This window comes from Pseudophaeobacter sp. A-200-2 (assembly GCF_041008815.1).
Classification (GTDB): domain Bacteria; phylum Pseudomonadota; class Alphaproteobacteria; order Rhodobacterales; family Rhodobacteraceae; genus Phycobacter; species Phycobacter gallaeciensis_A.
Window position 1 is genome coordinate 423,240 of the sequence record NZ_JAXGFU010000003.1, and the last position, 17,045, is coordinate 440,284.

At 62.5% G+C, this 17,045-nt stretch carries 12 protein-coding genes; 1 reads left to right on the forward strand and 11 read right to left on the reverse strand.

The features are described from left to right. Position 1: 1 nt before the first annotated feature. Complete coding sequence (locus SM766_RS06995) at positions 2-1,390, reverse strand: CmpA/NrtA family ABC transporter substrate-binding protein (RefSeq protein ID WP_274834664.1); 1,389 nt, start codon at positions 1,388-1,390, stop codon at positions 2-4. Positions 1,391-1,591: 201 nt separating this feature from the next. Here SM766_RS06995 and SM766_RS07000 point away from each other — a divergent pair, with 201 nt between their 5' ends. Further along, a complete protein-coding gene (locus SM766_RS07000) occupies positions 1,592-3,451 on the forward strand; it encodes a sigma 54-interacting transcriptional regulator (RefSeq protein ID WP_368947326.1) in 1,860 nt (619 codons plus the stop codon). Positions 3,452-3,454: 3 nt separating this feature from the next. Here the strand turns inward: SM766_RS07000 and cobA are convergent, their stop codons facing one another. From cobA to SM766_RS07050, 10 genes are all read right to left on the reverse strand, one after another. Next, on the reverse strand, positions 3,455-4,399 hold the full coding sequence (gene cobA, locus SM766_RS07005) for a uroporphyrinogen-III C-methyltransferase (RefSeq protein WP_347509821.1): 945 nt from the start codon (positions 4,397-4,399) through the stop codon (positions 3,455-3,457). 11 nt (positions 4,400-4,410) lie between these two features. Then, positions 4,411-5,370 carry a glycosyl transferase family protein gene (locus SM766_RS07010; RefSeq protein ID WP_368947327.1) on the reverse strand — a complete coding sequence of 320 codons (960 nt, stop codon included), beginning with the start codon at positions 5,368-5,370 and terminating at the stop codon, positions 4,411-4,413. Next, positions 5,367-7,991: a molybdopterin-dependent oxidoreductase gene (locus SM766_RS07015; protein WP_368947328.1), complete on the reverse strand. Its 2,625-nt coding sequence runs from the start codon at positions 7,989-7,991 to the stop codon at positions 5,367-5,369. The genes SM766_RS07010 and SM766_RS07015 overlap by 4 nt, the downstream gene beginning before the upstream one ends. Next, positions 7,988-8,320: a nitrite reductase small subunit NirD gene (gene nirD, locus SM766_RS07020; RefSeq protein ID WP_274839391.1), complete on the reverse strand. Its 333-nt coding sequence runs from the start codon at positions 8,318-8,320 to the stop codon at positions 7,988-7,990. The genes SM766_RS07015 and nirD overlap by 4 nt, the downstream gene beginning before the upstream one ends. After that, positions 8,317-10,761: a nitrite reductase large subunit NirB gene (gene nirB / locus SM766_RS07025; RefSeq protein WP_368947329.1), complete on the reverse strand. Its 2,445-nt coding sequence runs from the start codon at positions 10,759-10,761 to the stop codon at positions 8,317-8,319. Before nirB ends, nirD begins: the two co-directional genes overlap by 4 nt. 5 nt (positions 10,762-10,766) lie before the next feature. Next, positions 10,767-12,446, reverse strand: a complete 1,680-nt coding sequence (locus SM766_RS07030; RefSeq protein WP_368947330.1) for an ABC transporter ATP-binding protein — start codon at positions 12,444-12,446, stop codon at positions 10,767-10,769. 5 nt (positions 12,447-12,451) lie between these two features. Continuing rightward, positions 12,452-13,534: an ABC transporter permease gene (locus SM766_RS07035; RefSeq protein WP_065272434.1), complete on the reverse strand. Its 1,083-nt coding sequence runs from the start codon at positions 13,532-13,534 to the stop codon at positions 12,452-12,454. A gap of 94 nt (positions 13,535-13,628) precedes the next feature. Continuing rightward, positions 13,629-14,996 (reverse strand): CmpA/NrtA family ABC transporter substrate-binding protein, encoded by a 1,368-nt coding sequence (locus SM766_RS07040; protein WP_368947331.1) that lies wholly within the window; start codon positions 14,994-14,996, stop codon positions 13,629-13,631. A 273-nt stretch (positions 14,997-15,269) separates the two neighbouring features. After that, positions 15,270-16,445, reverse strand: a complete 1,176-nt coding sequence (locus tag SM766_RS07045; protein WP_274866864.1) for a CmpA/NrtA family ABC transporter substrate-binding protein — start codon at positions 16,443-16,445, stop codon at positions 15,270-15,272. Further along, a complete protein-coding gene (locus SM766_RS07050; RefSeq protein WP_065272431.1) occupies positions 16,442-17,026 on the reverse strand; it encodes an ANTAR domain-containing response regulator in 585 nt (194 codons plus the stop codon). Before SM766_RS07050 ends, SM766_RS07045 begins: the two co-directional genes overlap by 4 nt. Positions 17,027-17,045 lie beyond the last annotated feature (19 nt).

Here is a 17,045-nt window from a genome sequence, read left to right on the forward strand (position 1 = left end):
ATCACCCCTTTCCGATCGCAAAGCTGGACACGTATTCTTCGGGCTTGGCCGGATCGAAGGTCTTGCCCATGATGGTGTGCGATTTGTAGGTGACGTCGGGCGCCTCGTAGCCGAGATCGTTCATCACCTTCTTGGCGTCGGCGGCCAGATAGACCTGCTCAGCCACCGTTTTGTAATCGACGTCGCCTTCGATATAGCCCCAGCGTTTCATCTGGGTCAGGATCCAGACCCCCATGGAATGCCAAGGGAAGGGGTCGAAATCGATCCGGTCGGGCACGCGCTGAACCTCGCCCAGACCATCGGCATAGGTGCCGGTCAGCACCTGTTCGATCACCGGAACCGGCTGGTTCAGATAGTTGGTCGGTGCGATTGCTTCGGAGATTTCCTTGCGGTTTTCCGGGTTTGACGCGTATTGCGTGGCGTCGATGATCGACTTCAGCAGGGCGCCGTATGTGTTCGGCAATTCGGTCGCAAAGGACAGCGGCGCGGCAAAGGCACAGCAGGGGTGACCTTCCCAGATGTCCTTGGTCAGCATGTGGATATAGCCGATGCCTTCCCAGACGGCGCGCTGGTTGAACGGGTCGGGCGACAGGTAACCATCAAGGTTGCCGGCGCGCAGGTTGGCGACCATCTCCGGCGGCGGCACCACGCGGATCTGGATATCCACATCCGGGTCCAGCCCGTGTTCGGCCACGTAATACCGCAGCAGGAAGTTGTGCATCGAATATTCAAACGGCACGCCGAAGGTGAAGCCTTTCCACTGTTTCGGATCGCGCTTGTCCAGGTGTTCGTTCGACAGGACGATAGCCTGGCCGTTGATGTTCTCGACCGCGGGCATGATGTAGGGTTCAGCGATGGATCCGGCGCCCAGCGTCATTGCCAGCGGCATCGGCGTCAGCATGTGGCTGGCATCATATTCCCCCGACAGCGACTTGTCGCGGGCCACGGCCCAGCCGGCCGTCTTGATGACCTGCGCGTTGAGACCATAACGTTCGTAGAACCCCATCGGCTGCGCCATGATGATCGGGGTGGCGCAGGTGATCGGCACAAAGCCGATGTTGAGATCGGATTTTTCCGGCGGACCCAGCTCGTCAAGGATCGCCGCCTTGGCCTGCTCCATCGGAAAGACCGAGGCCAGCGCCGCAGCCACCGTGCTGCCGCCCAGCATGCCCATGAAAGAGCGGCGACCGATGTCATTGTGCCCAAAGACCGAACGCACAATGGCGCTTTCGACGGCGCGTTCCATCATGTCGTCAGAGGACATATGCTGTGGCTCGGTGTGGCCCTTGTCATGGCCGTGTCCGGACAGGCATCCATCGCAACCGCAATCGGCGCCGTGTCGCAGATCGGTCTTATCCGAGAACGGATTTCCAAGGCTCTTTGTCGTCATGGGTGTCCCCTTTCAGTCAATGTTTCGTAAACTCTGACAGCCGCCACGGGACAAAAAAAGCAGCCGCCCAACATTTGTGCAGCAAACAAAAACACATTATTCCAGTACGTTATGCTGATTTCTGGACACCCATATTTACGATATATCGTAAATTACGAAATTTCGTTTAAACCTGACGAGGACGAGGTTTAACCTTTTCCCATGTCACTCGATCTTCTCAACGCCGATTCCCTTTTGCAGTCGATTCCCGAGGCCATGCTTGTCCTCGACACCACGGAAGACCGGGTGGTCGACTGGAACCAGGCTGCTGCCCGGATGCTCTCGGGGGAGGACAGCGGGCTTCCCCTGCCCTTCTCACACTATCTGGGCAAGGACATGCCCCGCTTCGTGGTGTTCCTCGAGGAGGTGGACCATCGCGGCGCAAGCTGGACCCGCGACGTTACTCTGCGGGCCGGGGACGGTAGCGCGCTGAACTGCGAACTCCGGGCGCAGCCGGTACCGGGACAGGACGGCTGGATCATCCTGGCGCTGACCGATCTGCGTGCCCTTGATCAGCGCGCCGAAACCGCCGCCCTGGCGGAAACCTTTCGTGCCGGCCTTGTGAACTGGAAACGCACCGAAGGTTTCTTTGCCGAGCTGGAACGCCAGAACCAGCTGATCCTCAACGCTGCAGGCGAAGGCATCTACGGTGTCAACGCCGAGGGCAAGACCACATTCGTCAACCGCGCCGCACGTGAGATGCTGGGCTGGACCTCCGAAGATCTGCTGGGTAAGGACATCCACTCGATGATCCACCATCATCACCTCAACGGCGAACACTACCCGTCACAGCAATGCCCGATCTACCGTTCCTTCCGCTTCGAACAGGTCCACCGGATCGAGGACGAAGTGTTCTGGCGCAAGGATGGCAAGCCGATCCGGGTCGAATATGTCTCGACCCCGATCTACGATCAGAAGGTGCTGGTTGGGGCGGTGGTGATCTTCCGCGACATCACCGAACGCAAGGAAAGCGAACGCAAGCTGCGCGAGGCGATGGAAGAGGTCGCGGCCCTACGTGACCGGCTGGAACAGGAAAACGCCTATCTGCAAGAGGCAATCACATCAGAGCGCGCCCATCACGACATCATCGGATCCTCGCCCGCCATCCGGCAGATCGTGGCCCGCATCGATCTGGTGGCCAAGACAACGGCGACTGTCCTGATCAGCGGCGAAACCGGCACCGGGAAATCGCTGGTCGCCACCGAAATCCACAAGACCAGCCCCCGCGCCCGGCGCCCGCTGATCCATTTCAAATGCAGCTCCGTCGCCCCCGAGGAGGTCGAGGCCGAACTTTTCGGCCAGATGCGCGGCGCCCCGAATGGCGCCATGCGCGACAAGCCCGGTAAACTGGAACTGGCCCACGGCGGCACCCTGTTCATCGACGATGTCGAGGAACTGCCGGTCGAAATTCAGGGCAAGCTGCTACACGCCCTGCAAAGCGGATCCGTCACCCGGCTGGGCGATACCCGGGAAAAGCCGCTCGATATCCGGGTGATCGCGGCGACCTCGCTGGCTGAGGAGACAGTGCGCCGCACCGGGCGCATCCGCGAGGATCTGTTTCTGTTCCTCAACGTCTTTCCCATCAACTGCCTGCCACTGCGCGACCGCCGCGAAGACATTCCGCTGCTGGCCGCACACCTGCTGAAGATCGCCTGCCGCAGGCTGAACCGGCCGGTGCCGGTGATCACCGAACGGGTGATGCAGCAGATGCAGGCCTATGACTGGCCCGGCAATGTGCGCGAATTGCACAATGCGATGGAGCGCGCCGCCATCGTCTCGCAGGATCGCAAGCTGGTCATCGAACTCTCCGGCACGACCCAAGACGCCCCGGCGCCCGGCACCAGGTTCCATACCGAGGCCAGAATGCAGGAGATGGTCCGGGACAATATCATCGCCGCCCTGCGCGAAGCCGGTGGGCGCGTCTCCGGCCCGACCGGCGCCGCCGCCCTTTTGCAGATTAAACCGACGACGCTCTATTCGCGGATCAAGTCCTTTGACATCACGCCGCTGGACTGGGCCTGAAGATCAGACAACCGCCACGGCCTTTGGAACCTTGGCGGTCTGGCCCGCCGCCGTTTGCGATTGCACTGTGGGCACCCCGTCCTCTGGCCAGGTGACCAGCAGGATCGCGCAGCCGGTGATGTGGCAGGCCGCGATGACATCCGCCAAGGAGCCGACAGTGGCAGCAAAATGCCGCTCCCCGGGTTTGGAGACCTCCACCGCGATATCAACGGGGCTGTCCGCAGGCAGGCCTTTCTGCATCAACTGATCCGCGAGCCGCCGCGCCTGACGCACCGACATGTAAAAGGCCGTCGTCGTGCCCGGCCCCGACAGGCGGGTGCAATCGGGAAAGGGATCGCTGGCACAGCCGGTGCCCGTGGTCAGCACCAGCGCATTGGCAACACCGCGACTGGTCAGGCTGCGCCCCAGCGCCGCCCCAGCGGCTGAGGCTGCAGTGATGCCAGGCACCAGCTCAACCGGGATGCCCGCCTCATCAGCCGCCTCCATCTCTTCGCTGGCGCGGCCAAAGATGCCGGGATCGCCGGATTTCAGCCGCACAACGCGGCGTCCTTTCAGAGCTTCGGTTACGATCACGCGGTTGATCTTCTCCTGTGGCCAGCTGTGCGCCCCGACATGTTTTCCGACAAAGACCATTTCAGTACCGGGCCGGGCAAGCTCCAGCACTTCAGGATCAACCAGGCGGTCGTAGAAAATCACGTCGGCCTGCTGCAGGCGTTTGACCGCGCGCAGGGTCAAAAGGTCCGCCGCCCCCGGCCCTGCCCCGACCAAGGCGATATGACCTTTTGCCTGCCACTCCTTCGGCGTGGAAGGGGCGCTAAGCTGGGGTGTCATCCGGTCCAGCGTGCGGCCCACCCGCGCCAGGATGAGGGAGGCAGGCCCTGAAGCGAGAGCAAGTGTTTGCGCCGGGCCAAACAGGGGGATGTGAAACAGCCGTTGCAGCAATGTCATGTGATGTCCTTTCAGGCTGTCAGGGGAAGGGCCGTCGGCACAGGGCTGCCGTCGGGAAAATGCAAGGGGCTCTGCGCACAGCCCAGCGTGTCCATCGCCAGCCGCGCGGTTCCAAGGATGACTTCACTCTCAAATCGCGGCAGTGCGGCAGGGCTGATCGCCACCTTCAGCGAATTGATATGGCCTGCGCTGTCCGCCAGGCGCCGGGTTTCCTGTAGGCGCGGTGCCTCGGTGTCCTGCCAAAGCGCGCTATCCCGCAATCCGAAGGTTTCAATCGCCTTGGCCGGGTGACGTTCGAATTCGCCGCCACCCCCCTTGATCACGGTCAGGGACTGCCAGCCAAGTCGCTGGGCGGCATCGGCCTGCAACAGCCGGTAGGAGGGGTGAAAGACGCCCTGAACACTGGCAGCCGCGCCAGAGGGGTTTAGCATCCGGCACACCGTGTTGACGCAAGAGCGCAGACCAAGCACGGCACGCAGGGACAAGAGGTGCATAAGGGGCGGGCAAAGATCTTCCAGCGGCATATAAACGATATTCCCCGCGTTCAGCGCGGCTTTGGCCTCGGCGGGGGTATGGGCAATCGGGATGCCAAGGGTTTCAAGACCGTTTCGCACAGTGGGATCGGATCCGTTCCAGCCATGCAGCATCACCCGCTTGCCGCTTTGTGCCACCATCAGCGCCGAGACAAGGAACCAGGGCAGCCCACGCGTGCGCCCTGCCGCATAGGACGGCCAGTCGAGGTCGACCTGCGGCAGCGCCGGGGCCTGTTCTTGCACGGCGGCCGCAAAACCGGCGATCTCTTCCGCCGTTTCGCCCTTCATGCGCAAGAGCATCAACAGCGCGCCAATGGCCTCGGGCGCGGCGTCCTTGCCCAGCATCAGGGTCATGGCGTCCCGCGCTTCGTCTTGGGTCAAAGAGCGGGAGCGTCCAGAGCCACGGCCCAGGGTGCGCACATGATCGGCCAGGCTCATTCCGCAGCCTCCCGTTGATGGGTGCTGGCCAGAATGGCGGCCAGTTCCGGGCGGCAGGAGCCGCAGTTGGTCCCCGCCTCCAGTGCGACACCGATCGCTTCCACCGTCATCAGGTGCTGGGTTTCGATGGCGCTGATGATGGTGTTGATCCCAATCCCGAAGCAGGAGCAGATCACCGGACCGGGATCCGGCACATCCGCCGGGGGGCGACCGGTCAGAACCTCTGTGCCTGCCGCATCCGGGAGCGTGGCAAGATAGTCCCGCACCACCGCCACCGGTTCCCGGTCCACAAACAGGGCCGCAAGCAGGCGCCCCTTGTCGAACAGGGCGATCCGGGCTGTTCCCCGTGCGGGGTCCAGAATGGTGGCAGCTTCGGCGCCGGGCAGATCGAACAGGCGGCGGGCTTCCTCTTCCCAATCGGGCGCAGGCGCGTATCCGGCCATCTCGGCGCGATAGCCACCACGGGTGGGGGCCTGCGCCCAATAGTCGGCGTTTGGTGCCATTGGCCGGGTCGAGACCGCGAAACCATACCAGGCGGCCTCCATCTTCTGGACGGCAACGACGCTGGCCTTGCTTTCGGGCTGGCCCGACACAGGGTCGGTTTCGGCTGCGACCAGATCGTCGATCCGGCCAGAGGGCGCGGTTTCCCCGGTCCAGTGGATCGGCGCAAAGACCTGCCCGGGTTGCACCGCATCGCCGATCCGGGCGCGCAGGATGGCGCGTCCATTGGGGCTGCGCACCTCCACAAGATCGGCAGGGGCGATACCCAATGTGGCGGCGTCATTGGGATGCAGGTCAAGGAAGGGTTCCGGCATATGCGCGCCAAGGCGTGGCGACAGCCCCGTGCGCGTCATCGTGTGCCATTGGTCGCGAAGCCGCCCGGTGTTCAGCCGGAAAGGGTACTTCGGCCCCGTCCTGGCTGCGGGCGGGCGATAGCGCAGCGGCAGCAGCCGGGCCTTTTTGTCGCCATGGTAGAAATTGCCATCGGCAAAGAACCGGCCACCGCTGCGATCTGCGATGACGGGCCAGCGGGTGGGGGCAAGGGTGTCGTAGGCCGCCGCATCCAGTCCAGCGAGGCCGGAGATGTCGAAATCACGCCCGAACTGACCAGCGATCCCGGAGAGGGCAGCATATTCGCGGAAAATCTCGACCGGGCTTTCATAGTCAAAGGCCGCGTGCCAGCCCATGCGTTTGCCCACCTCGCAGAGGATCTGCCAATCGGGGCGGGCCGCACCGGGTGCGGGCAGGGCCGCGCGCTGGCGGCTGATGGTGCGGTCTGAATTGGTGACGGTGCCGTCCTTCTCCCCCCAGGCGCTGGCGGGCAGCAGCACCCGTGCCAGACGCGCGGTGTCACTGTGTTCGGTGATGTCACTGACCACGGTGAAAGGGCAGGCCTTGATCGCCGCGCGCACGGCGGCGGAGTCGGGCATCGACACGGCCGGGTTGGTGTGAATGACCCACAGCGCCTTGATCCGCCCATCGGCAACAGCGCGGAACATGTCCACCGCTTTCAGCCCCGGCACCTCGGGCATCTGCGGAGCCTGCCAGAAATCGCGCACCGCCTGGCGGTGATCAGGGTTTTCCAGATCGAGATGACAGGCCAGCATGTTCGCCAGCCCGCCGACCTCGCGCCCGCCCATGGCATTGGGCTGGCCGGTCACCGACAAGGGCCCCATGCCGGGATTGCCGATGCGCCCGGTCGCTAGGTGGCAGTTCAGAATGGCGTTGACCTTGTCGCTACCGCTGGTCGATTGGTTGACCCCCTGGCTGTAGATGGTGACGGTCTTTTCTGTGCCGATCCACATGTCGCAGAAGGCGCGGACCTCGTCCTCTGTCAGCCCGGTCGGGGACAGGGTCTCAAGCTGGGCTGCTTCGAGCGCAGCTTCGAACCCATTGGTGTGTTGCAGGAAATCGGGATCCATCGCGCCGCGCGCGTCGATCTCCCTTAGAAGGTAGTTGAACAGGGCCACGTCCGACCCCGGCTGCAAGGCCAGATGCAGATCAGCGCCGTCGCAGCTGGCGGTGCGGCGCGGGTCCACCACCACAATCTTGGTGCCGCGTGATTTGCGGGCCGCAAGAAGGCGCTGGTAGAGCACCGGATGGCACCAGGCGAGGTTCGATCCCACCAGCACCACCAGATCAGCCTCGTCCAGATCCTCGTAGGTGCCGGGCACGGTATCACTGCCAAAGGCACGTTTGTGCCCCGCCACGCTGGAGGCCATGCAGAGCCGTGAATTGGTGTCGATATTGGCCGAGCCGATGAAGCCTTTCATCAGCTTGTTGGCGACGTAGTAGTCTTCGGTCAGCAGCTGGCCCGAAACATAGAAGGCAACGCTGTCCGGCCCGTGATCGCGGATCGTCTGGGAAAACCGATCCGCAACCAGATCGAGCGCCGTGTCCCAATCGCTGTCCTGCCCGTCTATCTTTGGAGCAAGCAGACGATGCTCCAGCCCCAGGGTTTCCCCCAAGGCTGAGCCTTTTGAACAGAGCCGCCCGAAGTTGGCCGGATGATCCGGGTCGCCGCGCACGGAAAGCGCGCCGTTCTTGTCCTCAGACAACAGAACCCCGCAGCCCACCCCGCAATAGGGGCAGGTGGAGCGGATCCCGCCGGGCGCGCTCATGCGGCGCTCCGCCGGGCAAGGGCACTGGCATCAATCAGAATGCGCGCCCCTTCAAGACGCAAGGGGTAGGTCTCGATCCGCCCGTCATCAGCGCCCTGCGCCTCTCCTGTATTGAGGTCAAAGACCCAGTTGTGCAGCGGGCAGGTCACCGATTGCCCATGCACGATGCCTTCGGACAAGGGGCCGCCCTTGTGCGGGCAGCTGTTGGAGGCGGCAAAGACCTCTGCCTCGCCTGTGCGAAAAACCGCGATACAGCCCATCGGAGTTTTCAAAAGCCGTGCCCCGCGCAGGGGCACCTCGTCAATATGTCCGATATCGATCCAGCTCATTCCGCGGCCTCCAGGGTGAGATCGGCAAGGGGGGCATAAGAGGCGGATTTCTCCTCCACTTCCTTGGCCCAGGGATCCTTGCGGTAGATGGTTTGTGACAATTCAAACGCGTCTATCAGGCGCTGGCGTTCTTCCAGATCGTCCACGACGCGGGCCTTCACCCAATCAAGGCCGACCTTGGCGACCCATTTGTAGGGCCGGTCGAGGTATTTGGCGTTCTCGCGGTAAAGCTGCATGAAGGCGGTGGCGAGGTCGAGCGCCTCTTCCTCGGTTGCCACATCGGCCAGCCGTTCGGTTTCCTTCACATCCATGCCAGCCGCGCCTGCGACACCGATCTGGTAACCGCTGTCGACGCAGACAACGCCGATGTCCTTGCAGGTGGCCTCGGCGCAGTTGCGCGGACAGCCCGAGACGGCCAGCTTCACCTTATGCGGAGACCATGAGCCCCACAGGCGTTTTTCCAGCTTGATGCCAAGGCCGGTGCTGTCTTGGGTGCCAAAGCGGCAATGATTCTTGCCGACGCAGGTCTTCACCGTGCGCAACCCCTTGGCATAGGCGTGCCCCGAGACCATGCCCGCCTTGTTGAGGTCGGCCCAGATATGCGGCAGATCCTCGCCCTTGACGCCAAGGAGGTCGATCCGCTGGCCACCGGTCACATGCACGGTGGGCACGTTGTATTTCTCGGCAGCATCGGCGATGGCGCGCAGCTCGTCCGGGGTGGTCATGCCCCCCCACATGCGCGGCACCACGGAAAAAGTGCCGTCCTTCTGGATATTGGCGTGCTTGCGTTCGTTGACGAAACGGCTTTGCGGATCGTCCTGATATTCCACCGGCCAATCGGCGAGCAGGTAGAAGTTCACCGCCGGGCGGCAGACATGGCAGCCATTGGGGGTTTTCCAGCCCAGTTCCTGCCAAACGGCGGCCTGTGATTTCAGCTCTTGTGATTTGATCAAACGGCGCACGTCTTCGTGCGTCAGATCACAGCAACCACAGATGGGCTGCGCTGTGGGCGCGGCGTAATCGTCCCCAAGGGTGACGGCCAGCACCTGTTCCACCAGTCCCGTGCAGGTCCCGCAGGAGGCAGACGCCTTGGTGCAGGCCCGCAATGCGCCGAGATCCGTGGCACCATCGTGGATCGCCGAGACGATATCGCCCTTGCATACGCCGTTGCAGCCGCAGATTTCCGCATCATCCGGCAAGGCTGCAACGGCTGACAAAGGGTCCGCTGAGGCGCCCCCCTGATAGGCCGGACCAAAGATCAGCGTATCGCGCATCTCGCTGATGTCGCTGCCATCCTTGATCTGACTGTAGAACCAGGCGCCATCGGCGGTATCGCCATACATCACCGCGCCGATCAGTCGATCGCCTTCCAGCACCAGCCGCTTGTAGACGCCGCGCGCGGGATCGCGGAAAACGATATCCTCGCGCCCTTCGCCTGTCGCGAAATCTCCGGCGCTGAACAGATCGCAGCCCGTAACCTTCAGCTTGGTCGAGACCTCCTTGTTCACGAAACGCGCGTCCTGCCCCAGAAGGGTCTGCGCCAGCACCTTGGCCTGATCGTAAAGCGGCGCCACAAGACCAAAGAGCGCACCATCGTGTTCAACGCATTCACCAAGGGCAAGGATGTCGGGATCCGAGGTCACCATGTGGTCGTCCACCACGACGCCCCGGTTGCAGGAAAGGCCCGTTGCCTCTGCCAGCGCCATGTTTGGGCGGATGCCCACCGCCATCACCAACAGATCGCAGGGCAGTTCGGTGCCATCCTCCAGCCGCAGCGCCTTCACATGGCCAGTGCCGTCATCAATGATCTCCTTGGAGTTCGCCTGGCAAAGGACCTTGATCCCCTTCTCGACCAGCGATTTGCGCAAGAGGTATCCTGCCGCCTCATCCAGCTGGCGCTCCATCAGGTGGCCCATGATATGGACGACGGTGACATCGACGCCGCGCGCGGCCATGCCTGCTGCCGCCTCCAGCCCCAACAGGCCGCCACCGATCACGACCGCCTTTGTGCCGGGCCTGTCGCCAAGGGCCATCATCGCCTCGGTGTCTTCCAGATCGCGGTAGGGGATCACGCCTGTCAGATCATGGCCGGGCAGGGGGATCATGAAGGGGTTGGACCCGGTGGCGATGACCAGCTTGTCGTAAGCGACATCGCCCTTTTCACCGCGCACGACTTTCTGCGCAGGATCGATGGCGAGGGCCTTTTCACCAAACCGGCAGGTGATGCCATTCTCGGCGTACCAGTCTTCGTCATGGGTGACGATCTCGGCATAGGTCTTTTCGCCGGACAGCACCGGCGACAGCATCAGCCGGTTGTAGTTGCCGCGTGGTTCGGCGTTGAACAGGGTAATGTCATAGGTACCTGGGTCTGCGTTCAGCAGATGCTCCAGCATCCGCCCCGAGGCCATGCCTGCCCCAATTATCACGAGTTTCTGCTTCATGGTCCTCACTCCGCAGCTACGGCTTTGAGCGCCGGTTTTTTCGGTTTCGCGCCGTGCTCGTATTCTTCCAGGAAATCGAGCACCTCTTGCCGGTAGGTGTAGTAATCCGGGTGTTCGAGCAGCGCCTTGCGGGTGCGTGGGCGCGGCAGGTCGACCTCGGTGATCTTGCCGATGGTGGCCTGCGGACCATTGGTCATCATCACCACCCGGTCAGCCAAAAGGATCGCCTCGTCCACATCGTGGGTGACGCAGATGGCGGTCACTTTGGTGCGGGACCAGACCTCCATCAGCACCTCTTGCAGTTCCCAGCGGGTCAGGCTGTCGAGCATCCCGAAGGGTTCATCCAGCAGCAGCAATTTGGGCGACAGGGCAAAGGCGCGCGCAATGCCCACCCGCTGCTGCATGCCGTTGGACATGTCGCTAGCCGGGCGGTCCATCGCATCGGCCAGGCCGACGCGTTCCAGATAGTATTCGACCACGTCCTGCCGCTCGGCGCGGCTGGCACCCGGGTAAACCTTATCGACCCCGATGGCGCAGTTTTCCCGCGCGGTCAGCCAAGGAAACAGGTTCGGCGACTGGAACACCACGGCGCGTTCGGGATCGGCGCCCTCCACATGGCGGCGGTCCAGCTTGATCGCCCCCTTGGAGATCGGGTTCAGACCCGCCGCCATGGTCAGGACAGTGGATTTGCCGCAGCCCGAGTGGCCGATCAGCGAGATGAACTCGCCCTTGTTGATCTTGAGGTTGAAATCCTCGACCACGGTGAGCGGCCCCTTCGGCGTGGGGTAGATCTTGTGCAGTTGCGAGAATTCGAGGAAGCGTTCCTCGATCGCGCTTTCCTGGGCCTTGGCCACCGCAGACGGCAGGCCATGAATCGGGGTGACATCCGGCAACAGGCGGGTGCCTTCGACCTTGGATTCGATGCCAACCTCCATCAGGTAGGAGGTGACCTGGCTGCGCAGGGATTTGAACCCCTCGTGGTGGTTCATCTCGACCCGGTCGCGCGGGCGGGGGATGGTGACACGGAATTCCTCGCCCAGGGTGCCATCGGGATTGAGCGCAATGATGCGGTCGGCCAGAAGGATCGCCTCATCCACGTCATTGGTGATCAGGACGCAGGTCTTCTTGTCCGCCTCCCAGATCGCCTCGATCTCATCCGCGAGGTTGGCGCGGGTCAGCGCATCAAGCGCCGAAAGCGGCTCGTCCAGAAGCAAAACCTCGGGCGACATGGCCAGGGCGCGGGCAACATTGACCCGCTGGCGCATGCCCCCCGACAGTTCCGCGGGGCGGCGGCTGGCGGCATGGGACAGGCCAACCATCTGGATGTAATGGGCGACCTTGGCGTCCTTTTCCGCCTTGGGCATCTTTGGATAGACCGTATCGACGGCAAGGCGCACATTGCCTGCCACGGTCAGCCAAGGCATCAGCGAATAGCTTTGAAAGATCACGCCGCGTTCCGGGCCGGGGCCGTCGATCTTCTGGCCGCGAAAGCTGACGGTGCCTTTGGTCGGGCTGTCGAGCCCCGCCATCAGGTTGATCAGCGTCGTCTTGCCAGTGCCGGAAAAGCCAAGCAGCACGAGGAATTCGCCTTCCTCCACCTCAAGGTTGATGTTCTTCAGCACATGGGTTTCGCTGGTGCCGGTGCCAAAGCTTTTGGAGACGGTGTCGAATGTCAAAATTGCCATGGCGATCACCGGTTGTTCGTGAAGGTGAACAGGGACTGCAGCGCAAACATCACCCGGTCCAGAAGGAAGCCGATGATGCCGATGGTGAAGACGGCCACCATGATCTTCGCGAGCGAGCTGGAAGAGCCGTTCTGGAATTCATCCCAGACGAATTTGCCAAGACCGGGGTTCTGCGCCAGCATTTCGGCAGCGATCAGCACCATCCAGCCCACGCCGAGGCTCAGGCGCAGCCCGGTAAAGATCAGCGGCAGCGCCGAGGGCAGAACCAGCCGGGTGATCTTGGTCCAGGTGTTCATTTTCAGCACCTTGGAGACATTGACCAGATCCTTGTCGATCGAGGCGACACCCAGCGCGGTATTGATCAGCGTCGGCCAGAGCGAGCAGAGCGTCACGGTGATGGCCGAGATCAGGAAGCTCTTGGAGAACAGCCCGTCATTGGTCGCATAAACGGCGGAGACGATCATGGTGACGATCGGCAGCCAGGCCAGCGGCGAAACCGGTTTGAAGATCTGCACCAGCGGGTTGATGGCGGCATTCGCCGTGGGCGACAGACCTGCCGCGATACCCAGCGGCACGGCAACGGCGGTAGCGATCAGAAAGCCAAAGAACACCGTGCGGATCGAGGTCCAGATCTGCTGGTAATAGCTCGGCGCGCCGGTATAGGCGACGGTCTTGACCTCATCGGCGCGGCCCGCGGCGATCAGTTTCTCGTTGCGCTTGGCCAGCATGGCTTCGAATTTTTCGCGCTTGGCCGCCTTGGCCTGCGCGTCTTCATGCAGGTTCACCACCTCGGCCCAGACCTGCGCCGGACCGGGTACTGCGCCAAGCGAGGTTTGCACCTTGGGCGCCAATGTGCCCCAAAGCAGCAGGAAGGCGAGGATCGCGATAAGTGGCACGGCCAGAAGGCGCCAGATTTCCTTGACCTGAGCCTGTGGGTTGTCGCCTGCAACGGCTTTCAGAATGGGTGTCATCCAGGCAAGGCCCAGAACCTGGAACCATTTGTCGGCGGTGTTGATCTTGGTGAACAGCCGGGCGCGCCGGGCTTCGCGCTCCTCGGCAGCGGCAAAATCGGGGTCGGTCGTGGTCATCGGAAGAGCCTTTCGAAACCGGAAAGAATACGGAGAGGGAGAGGGGGAGAGAGGTGGAGCGCGCCGGTCTCGGCGCGCTCCGGATCAGGATAGGTCAGCCTTCGACACCGGCGCCCACGACAACCTGTTCGCCCTTCAGGCCGATTGGCAGGCTTTCGAGGTAGGCGTTGGGGGTGCGGCCATCAAAGGCGATGCCGTCGATGATATCCTCGGCCGGGGTCGGAGCCTTGTAGCCATCGCTGTCCCAGGGGAAGTCGGCACTGTCGGCAAGGCCCTCGTCGACCAGCATCTTGGCCGCGTCCAGGTAGATATCCGGGCGGTAGACCGATTTGGCGACCTCGTCATACCAGCTGTCGGGCTTGGCATCGGCGATCTGACCCCAGCGGCGCATTTGCGTCAGGTACCAGACGGCATCCGAATAGAACGGGTATGTGGCGTTGTAGCGAAAGAAGACATTGAAATCAGGTACTTCTCGCTTGTCACCCTTTTCATACTCAAAGGTGCCGGTCATCGAATTGGCGATGACGTCGTAATCTGCACCAACATACTCCGGGCGGCTCAGGATCTCGACCGCTTCGGGACGGTTGGCGTTGTCGTTCTCATCCAGCCAGATCGCGGCGCGGATCAGAGCCTTGGTCACGGCGCGGGTGGTGTTGGGGTATTCTTCGGCAAACTCGGCGGTGATGCCAAAGACCTTTTCCGGGTTGTTCTTCCACAGCTCGTAATCGGTGATCACCGGAACGCCGATGCCCTTGAATACAGCCTGCTGGTTCCAGGGTTCGCCCACGCAATAGCCGTTGATGGTGCCCGCTTCCAGCGTGGCAGGCATCTGCGGCGGCGGGGTCACGGACAGGAAGACATCGGCGCCGATCTGGCCGCTCACATTTTCCGGGCTGTAATAGCCGGGATGCAGACCGCCAGCGGCCAGCCAGTAACGCAGTTCGTAGTTGTGCGTGGACACCGGGAAGACCATGCCCATGTTGAAGGGCTTGCCTTCGGATTTATACTGTTCGACCACTGGCGCCAGTGCCTCGGCAGAAATGGGGTGCTGCGGACGACCGTCATCCATGGTGGGGATGTTCGGTTTCATCATGTCCCAGACTTCGTTGGAGACGGTGATGCCGTTGCCGTTCAGATCCATCGAGAAGGGCGTGATGATATGCGCCTCGGTGCCAAAGCCGATGGTCGCGGCCAGCGGTTGCCCTGCCAGCATATGTGCACCATCCAGTTGGCCGCCGATCACCCCGTCCAGAAGCACCTTCCAGTTGGCCTGCGCTTCCAGTGTGACGAACAGGCCCTCGTCGAGGAAATAGCCCTGTTCATAGGCCACGGCGAGGGGCGCCATGTCGGTCAACTTGATAAAGCCGAAGGTCAGCTCGTCTTTTTCAAGTTCCAGGGCTTCGGCAAAGGCCGGGCTGGTCAGAGCGGTGGAGGCCACGAGGCCAAGCATCAGTTTTCTCATCTTCTTCCCTTTCGGTAAGGCCCGGTCGGAGGAGGATGGAACCGGGCAAACGCAAAACAGGCCGCTACGCTACGCGCCGATGGTTTCGGCGGTGCGAGAGCGGCCTTGCTCAGAATATCCCTGTCAGTGGGAGAATTTCGGACCGGTCCACCCCGTTGTGAACCGATGTCCTCATCTTGCGGCAGCGCAGCATGATCGCGAAGAAAAAACGAAAATCTGATCGGGATTTTCCCAACCAGGACGGCCTGGGCGGGATTTCTGCCCAATAAGTGATCAATCCAGGGCCTCTGGGTCAAAAATCCGACCATCAAAGAACGCATCTGGCATCAGGCACAATTCGCCCCGCGTCGAGGCCACCGCCGTTTTGTGTCGAATCGCACCTTCCAGTTTTTCGGAGGCCCCCGGCATATCCACTCCGGCTTCGCTCAGTAGGCTGCGGTGCAGATCCGCGCGGAAAACCCGGGCGACCTCATCAAGGGAGGGCGAGGCTGCGGCCTCATGGGATTGTTGCAGACGATGGGCGATCCATTTCGCCTGACTGCGCCACGGAAAGGTGGCCGCGCCGTGGTGGAATTCGACAAAACTGTCGACCCGGCGCTGCTCGCCTCGATCCGAAACGGTGAACTGCCCCGATAGGGCTCGGTCAATCAGTTCCGGCGACACATCCAGATAGTTCTTGCGCGACAGGATCTCTCCGGCGGTGCTGCGACTTTCGGGTTTGGCCAGCCAGCGCCCAGCCTGCCACAACGCCCGCATCATCCGCCCCAGAAGAGCCGGTTCGCTCTCGGCCCATTCGGTTTTAACGGCGAGCACCTTTTCCGGCGCAAAGCCCCAGATCGCCTTACCCGGCAGCAGCAGCGCCCCTGAGCCCTGATCCACCGCGACCGATCCCCAGGGTTCACCGACACAGAAGGCATCCACATCGCCATTGGCCAGCGCAGTCGCCATCAGCGGCGGCGGCACCGTGCGGATTTCAATCCCCCCAGCCCCAAGGGCAGTGCCTTCGCACCAGTAGCGCAGCAATTCCACATGCATCGAGAACGGAAACGGCACGCCAAAAACAACCGGGCCGGAGCGCACCGCGGCCAGGGCGGCGGCGGCCTTCATCGGATCGGCGAAATCAAAACCATAGCCAATGTCACGCAACCGCTCTTCCAGCGCACGGCCAACACCGATGACGTTTCCATTGACCGACAGGACCGACACCGCCGAAAGGTCCGTTTTCACACCGCCAAGCCCCATGGCCATCGCCACCGGGACCGGTGACAGCATATGAGCGGCCTCGACCCGGCCAAAGGCCAGCATATCCCGCACGGATGACCACGAGGGCGCGGCGATCAGGTCCAGCGCAATCCCTTCGGACTCGGCAAATCCCATTTCCTGCGCGATGATCAGCGGCGCAGCATCGACCAGGGGCATATAGGCGACAGGTAGGTGGCTTCGCTTCATCCCAAGAGCCCCGAAGCCGTGACCAGCGCCTCTGCCACATCCGGCACCCGGCGTCCCTGATCCATCGCCGTCTTGCGCAGCAGCGCATAGGCGGCGTCTTCATCAATGCCCTTTGCCTTCATCAGCAGCCCCTTGGCCCGGTCGATGACCTTGCGCTCTTCCAATGCCCGCCGGGTTTCGGCCAGTTCGTTGCGGATCTGGCGCACCATGCGAAAGCGAGCAATGGCGGTGTCCATAACGGGTTTGATCCGGTCCGGCGCCAGACCGTCCACCACATAGGCCGATACGCCCGCCTCGATCGCGGTCTGCGCCAACCCGCCAGCGGGGCCGGACACGAACATGGCCACCGGCCGCTCCAGAGGCCCGGAGGCCAGCGTCAGTTCCTCCAGCATGTCGCGGGTCGGGTTGTCGATGTCGATCAGAACAATGTCGGGATCATGGGCCGCAATCTTGCGCGCCAGGGCACTGGAATTGCCGATCACGTAGACATCGCACTCGGCGGTATCCTTGATCGCATCGACAACGGCAATTGCACGATCACGATCTTCCTCGACAACAACAACTGTCAATCTGGCACTCATTATTCCCGCTAGGGCGAAC